The sequence below is a fragment of the Ensifer sp. genome (genome assembly GCF_035999135.1).
Classification (GTDB): domain Bacteria; phylum Pseudomonadota; class Alphaproteobacteria; order Rhizobiales; family Rhizobiaceae; genus Ensifer.
Genome location: NZ_DASYGZ010000033.1, coordinates 1 through 4,311, shown reverse-complemented (window position 1 = coordinate 4,311; position 4,311 = coordinate 1). Strand labels below are relative to the sequence as shown.

The following is a 4,311-nucleotide window of genomic DNA, read 5'->3' as shown; positions in this document are numbered from 1 at the left end:
CCTGTCGACATTCCCCGCATACGACGTACCCATCCCGGCGAAGAACATGCCAAGGCATGCCGCCACCGCAGCAACAGACGAAATTCTCATGTAGTTTGAATTCTCCGGTCTGGGGAATGGAGCGAAGCGCACCCCGCTTCGCAGCCTCACTTCCCGATCGTTTCATTCACAGGAAGTGAGCCTTGCGCCCTTGTGCTCCTGCAGTTCCAATGCTCGGGAAATGAACGGCGCATCATGGTAAACATGTGGCAAAGCTAAAAAAATGCGCAAAGAACGCCCCGGGGAAGCCGGTATCGGAGGAAAAATCTTCCGCGTCAGGCGATGAACTGCGGCAGCCCGGAGAGCAGGCGATGCAGCGTATCGAGGGTTGAAATGTCGGCGATGCCGTCCACCCTCTGTTGCCGGAAATGCCGCTGGAACGCAGCAACGGCGCCCTCGGTTTTTTCGCAGAAATCGCCATTCACATCAATGCCGTAGCCGTAGAGCGACAACATCGACTGGATGGCTTCGACCGGCTGGCCGCGGTCGCCGCGCTGAAAGAAGCGACCACCGCCGATCTGAGCCGGTTCCACCCAGTGCCCGACCCCTTGACGGTGAAGCACGTGCCAGGGAAATTTTTCTCCCGGATCGACCTTGCGGATGGGGGCGATATCGCTGTGCGCAAGCACGCGTTCAGGGGCAATCGACCAGCGCTGGCCACAGTCCAGACACAATTCGACGACCGCCTGGATCTGCTTTTCCGGAAAGTCCGGAAGCCCGCCCGGGTGGCCCGGATTGGCGATCTCGATGCCGATCGAGCAGGAATTGATGTCGGTCTCGCCCTTCCAGAAGCTTTTCCCCGCATGCCAGGCGCGCAGCACCTCCGGCACCAGCTGGTCGACGCGTCCGTCCTCATGCACGAAATAGTGGCTCGAAACCTGGCTCTCCTCGCGGCACAGCCATTCGAGCGCCGAAGCCCCCGTCGGCATCCCGGTATAATGCAGCACGATCATATCCGGGGCGCGGCTGTCGGCGCGGTCACCGAAATTCGGCGACGGCATGAAGCGGGCACCCGGATAGTCGCAGTATTTCGAGGTCATGCAGCTCGGCGTTCTTTCTCGATCGCCTCGTAGGCGGCGTTGAGCGCCGCCATGCGATCATTGGCGATCGCGTGGAATTCTTGTGGGACGCCGCGCGCGACCAGCATGTCCGGGTGGTTTTCGGAAACCAGCACACGGTAGCGCTTGCGGATGTCGTTGAAATCATCCTTACGCGAAACGCCGAGCACCTGATAGGGGTCGCGGCCGTCACCATGCACATGGCGCGCCATGATGCGCTCGAAATGGGCTTCGTCCATGTCGAAGATCTCGGCGACGCGCAACAGGAAGGCTAGTTCGCGCTCATGCACCGCGCCGTCCGACTTGGCGATGTGGAACAGGCCGTCGACGATATCCTCGAGGATTGGGCAGTTCTTTTCGCAAGACGAACACAGCGACGCCATCTTCTCCGCATAGGCCTCGTAGCCGGCGACGTCCTGGCGCGCGAGGTTATAGAGGCGCGCCACATTCGGCGCCTGGTCGGGCGGAAACTGGAAGATATCGCGGAAAGCGGCGACCTCGGCCTCGCTGACAATGCCGTCTGCCTTGGCCATCTTGGCCGAAAGCGCGATCATCGCCACGGAGAAGGCGACCTTGCGGCGCGTCTCCGGGTCACCCTCGAACAGCGTGCGCACAGCCTCGACCACGCCCGCAAGCGCATTGCCGGTGGCGGTAACGATCTTGAGGATGCTATCCCAGAATGACATGCGAGAATCCCTGTCTCTCCAGCTTATAGCATGGACTATTGTGGTGGCAAATTGCAAGCGGTGGGACTGTCCGAACCACGAGGATGACGAAGTTGTGATGGCCCCTCACTATTGTCAATCCATCGATTGGAACTTGCGACAACGAAGGGATCCGACGCTGTTCCCGCGGGAACAGCTTTCGCACGGAAAGAAGCGTCGGACGCCATGCAAACCCGGGCTGCGGCAATCCGCGCAATGCCGCCCCATGCGCGGGAGATTCGCCAGCTGCCGCGCTTTTTACGGTGTCAGCCGACAGGACATCCACAGACCCGTCATTTAATTTCCATCTGATTTGCGTTATGGAGGCCCCAGCCATCGCATGCCAAAATCCCGAGGAGGAAACATGGCCAAGAAAAAAGTCGCAATGCTGACGGCGGGCGGGCTCGCACCCTGCCTGTCATCCGCCGTTGGAGGCCTGATCGAGCGCTATTCGGACGTGGCACCCGAGTATGAGCTGGTCGCCTATCGCTCCGGCTATCAGGGCGTGCTGCTCGGAGACAGCATCGAGATCACCCGCGACATGCGCGAGAAGGCCCATATCCTGCATCGCCACGGCGGCTCGCCGATCGGCAACAGCCGCGTCAAGCTCACCAATGCCGCCGATTGCGTCAAGCGCGGCCTGGTCAAGGAAGGCGAGAACCCGCTGCGCGTTGCCGCCGAGCGGCTTGCCAAGGACGGTATCTCGATCCTGCACACCATCGGTGGCGACGACACCAACACGACGGCCGCCGACCTTGCGGCCTATCTCGGCGCCAACGGCTACGACCTGACCGTCGTCGGCCTGCCGAAGACCGTCGACAACGACGTCGTGCCGATCCGCCAGACGCTCGGCGCCTGGACCGCCGCCGAATACGGCGCCCGCTTCTTCGACAATGTCAGCAACGAACAGAGTGCAGCCCCCCGCACGCTCGTCGTCCATGAAGTCATGGGCCGCCATAGCGGCTGGCTGACGGCGGCCACCGCCCGCTCCTATATCCAGATGACCGACGACAAGGAATTCGTCGACGGCTTCATGATGGACCGGCAGCTGAAGACCATCGACGGCCTCTATCTGCCGGAGATGAAATTCGACCTGCAGGGCGAGGCCGAGCGCCTGCGCCAGGTTATGGACCGCACGGGATTCGTCACGCTGTTCGTCAGCGAAGGCGCCTGCCTCGACGCGATCGTCGCCGAACGGGAAGCCGCCGGCGAAACGATCAAGCGCGACGCCTTCGGCCACGTGAAGATCGACACGATCAATGTCGGCAACTGGTTCTCCAAGCAGTTCGCGGCACTTTTGGGCGCCGAGCGCTCGATGGTGCAGAAGTCCGGTTACTATGCCCGCTCCGCACCGGCCAACGTCGACGACCTGCGCCTGATCCAGAGCATGGTCGACCTTGCGGTCGAAAGCGCGCTCGCCAAGGTCTCCGGCGTTACCGGCCACGACGAGGACCAGGGCGGCAAGCTGCGCACGATCGAGTTTCCGCGGATCAAGGGCGGCAAACACTTCGATACCTCGACCAAGTGGTTCGGCGAAGTCATGGACGTCATCGGCCAGAAGTGGAAGGCCCAGAAGCACTGACATCACTGGGAACGGCCATCGCAAAACGGCCGTTCCCATGCCTCGCGCCAAAAGTGCATGACCGACGATTGACGGCTCCGCGTTTCCATGGCTGGCTCGGAAAATTCATTGCCGAGAACCACCTCAACGCGGAGCCTTTTCATGTCTTTTGAACATTGGTTAGCCTTTGCCGCAGCGTCAGCCGTGCTGCTCGCCATTCCCGGCCCCACCATTCTTCTCGTCATTTCCTATGCGCTCGGCCATGGTCGCAAGACCGCTGGCGCAACCGTCGCCGGCGTGGCGCTCGGTGATTTCACCGCCATGACCGCGTCCATGCTCGGCCTTGGCGCGCTGCTTGCAACCTCGGCAGCGATCTTCACGGTTCTCAAATGGGTGGGTGCCGCCTACCTCATCTGGCTCGGCATCAAGCTCTGGCGCGCGCCGGTTTCCGCCGGTGGCGACGCGGACGTCGAAGCGACCGCTGGCGAACGCCCGCTGCGCATCTTCTTTCACACCTATGCGGTGACGGCCCTCAACCCGAAGAGCATCGTCTTCTTCGTCGCGTTCCTGCCGCAGTTCCTCGATCTCGGCCAGCCGCTCTTTGCCCAGATGGCGATCTTCGAGCTGACTTTCCTGACGCTCGCGATCCTCAACGCCAGCCTTTACGCAGCGCTTGCGACCGCCGCCCGCAGCACGATTTCCAAGCCGAATATCCGGCGCATCGTCAATCGTGCCGGCGGTTCCATGCTCATCGGCGCAGGGCTTCTGACGGCGACGATGAAGCGCGCCACGGCGTGAAATGCACCCCCGCGCTTGCCGCCGCCTGCCGCATAGGTTAATGGAGATTCACGCTTGGCGGCTGGCAACCGCTGATTTGCAGGGGCTACGGGGCCCAGAAGCACGAAAGTGACAGAATGGCGAAGTACCGTATTTCCCTTTCCAAACAGAC

Annotated in this window: 4 protein-coding genes and 1 pseudogene; 2 read left to right on the top strand and 3 right to left on the bottom strand. The window is 61.9% G+C overall.

Translation table 11 applies throughout. The annotated features are described in order from the left end of the window. From VGO12_RS02510 to VGO12_RS02500, 3 genes and pseudogenes are all read right to left on the bottom strand, one after another. Positions 1 to 90 (bottom strand): annotated as a pseudogene (locus VGO12_RS02510) (lytic transglycosylase domain-containing protein); the annotation flags it as partial. A gap of 224 nt (positions 91 to 314) precedes the next feature. Next, complete coding sequence (locus tag VGO12_RS02505) at positions 315 to 1,079, bottom strand: N-acetylmuramoyl-L-alanine amidase (protein ID WP_327511168.1); 765 nt, start codon at positions 1,077 to 1,079, stop codon at positions 315 to 317. Beyond that, complete coding sequence (locus VGO12_RS02500) at positions 1,076 to 1,783, bottom strand: DnaJ family molecular chaperone (RefSeq protein WP_327511167.1); 708 nt, start codon at positions 1,781 to 1,783, stop codon at positions 1,076 to 1,078. The genes VGO12_RS02505 and VGO12_RS02500 overlap by 4 nt, the downstream gene beginning before the upstream one ends. Before the next feature lie 382 nt (positions 1,784 to 2,165). Between VGO12_RS02500 and VGO12_RS02495 the strand changes: the two genes are divergently transcribed. Continuing rightward, on the top strand, positions 2,166 to 3,383 hold the full coding sequence (locus VGO12_RS02495; protein WP_327511166.1) for a pyrophosphate--fructose-6-phosphate 1-phosphotransferase: 1,218 nt from the start codon (positions 2,166 to 2,168) through the stop codon (positions 3,381 to 3,383). 141 nt (positions 3,384 to 3,524) lie between these two features. Further along, the gene (locus VGO12_RS02490; protein ID WP_327511165.1) at positions 3,525 to 4,160 is read left to right on the top strand and encodes a LysE family translocator; all 636 of its coding nucleotides are present in this window, start codon (positions 3,525 to 3,527) and stop codon (positions 4,158 to 4,160) included. Positions 4,161 to 4,311: the final 151 nt, after the last annotated feature.